Annotated in this window: 3 protein-coding genes; all 3 read right to left on the bottom strand. The window is 62.3% G+C overall.

The genetic code is table 11. The annotated features are described in order from the left end of the window. A partial coding sequence (locus tag EN935_RS35360) for an FAD-dependent oxidoreductase (protein WP_164771656.1) occupies positions 1–302 on the bottom strand: 302 nt, incomplete at its 3' end. A gap of 196 nt (positions 303–498) precedes the next feature. Continuing rightward, positions 499–1,098, bottom strand: coding sequence for a DUF2059 domain-containing protein (locus EN935_RS35365; RefSeq protein WP_109671253.1), 600 nt, complete (start codon positions 1,096–1,098; stop codon positions 499–501). Beyond that, the coding region (gene rpiA / locus EN935_RS35370) for a ribose 5-phosphate isomerase A (RefSeq protein WP_127374195.1) at positions 1,085–1,547 on the bottom strand (463 nt) is incomplete at its 5' end. The genes rpiA and EN935_RS35365, both read right to left, overlap by 14 nt.

Raw genomic sequence — 1,547 nt, forward strand, 5'->3', positions numbered from 1 at the left:
CTCTTGTAGATCGCCTCCAGCCGGCTGATCTCGCGATCCTTGTTGGCAACCAGCGTCTGCCAGTCGAAACTGGCTTCCGGCACCGTCCAGCCATAGCCGGCGGCATCGGCAAAATGCTCGGGAAATTGCGAGGCATAGACATAGAGTTTTTTCGGCACGCAGCCGCGGATGACGCAGGTGCCGCCATAGCGGTATTCCTCGGCGATGCCGACGCGCTTGCCGAGCGCGGCCGCCACGCGCGCCGCGCGCACCCCGCCCGAGCCGCCGCCGATGACGAAAAGATCGTAGTCGTAACCGGCCATGACGCGGCTCCCTAGGCTTCAGAAATGTGAGAGACAGGTAGGCCGCAAAACGTCAAAAGAAAAGCCCGGACAAGCCGGGCTTTTGCTGATGGCCGCTTGAGCATGATCCCGAAAAGTGGAATCCGGTTTTCGGAAAAGATCATGCTCAAATAAAGAGCTAGAGCCCCAGGGCTCTAGGCCGTTTTGAAATGCAGGATCAGTTGTTGTCCGCGGGGGCCGCACCATCGGCCGGTGCTGCGTCATCCGCCGGAGCGGCTCCGTCCGCGGGCGCCGCTGGTGCTGCCTGCGCCTTTGCCTTGGCGGCAGCCGCCAGCGTTTCGCCGACCTGCTGGGCAAGATCGCGACCGAGGCCGTTCTGCCAGATGTCGGCTGCCTTGACCAGGTCGCGGGTCACCGTCGGGCCGCTGTCGAGCAGCTTCTTGCCCGAATCGGAATTGTAGAAGGCGGCGATATCGGTCAGTTCCTTTTCGGAGAACACTTTTGCGTAAGCGAGTGCTGCTTCCTTCTCGAGGTCAGCGCGGCGCGAAGCCAGCGCCAGCGCCTTCTCGCTGATGGTCTTGCCGATCAGTTCCTGCATGTCCGGGTTCTTCTGGATGAGCTGCGACTCAAGCGCGGCGGCCGCCTGCGGCAGGATGTTGTCGAACGGGTCGGTCGCGTGGATCGCCGCGACCGCGGCGCGGGCGGCCTTCAGGTGCGATTCCGTGACATCCTGTGAAAACGCCGGCGAAGAGAAGGCAAGAACGGCTGAAGCCGCCAGAACGGCGCAAAGGCTGCGAACCCGGTTATGCAACATCATGATCGGTAGAACTCCCTGGTTTTCGGGCGGCATGGACGGTTTGGATACCGTCGCCGCCGGCGATGATGGCCGCTGAAGCCAGCCCGATGAAAAGACCATGCTCGACCACGCCCGGAATGGCGTGGAGAGCATTCGAAAGCGCTCTTGTATCCGGAATGCGGCCAAAAGATGCATCGAGGATAAAATGGCCGCCGTCTGTAACAAAAGCCTGGTCCCCCGTCATCCTCAATGTGACCGGACCGGAAAGACCGAGCCTTTCAGCCGCGGCGCCAATCGCGATTTCGGTGGCGCGCAGGCCGAACTGGTTGACTTCGATCGGCAGTGGAAAACGGCCGAGCGTCTCGACCATCTTCGACCGGTCGGCAATGACGATCATGCTCTGGGACGCCGCAGCGACGATCTTCTCGCGCAGCAGCGCGCCGCCGCCGCCCTTGATCAAGGTCAGTTCC

The sequence above is a fragment of the Mesorhizobium sp. M7D.F.Ca.US.004.03.1.1 genome, from assembly GCF_003998635.1.
Taxonomy (GTDB): Bacteria; Pseudomonadota; Alphaproteobacteria; order Rhizobiales; family Rhizobiaceae; genus Mesorhizobium; species Mesorhizobium loti.

What these genes read in the sequence shown, in the direction of transcription:
- EN935_RS35365 (WP_109671253.1), bottom strand. Translation starts at nt 1,098, where the DNA reads ATGATGTTGCATAACCGGGTTCGCAGCCTTTGCGCCGTTCTGGCGGCT.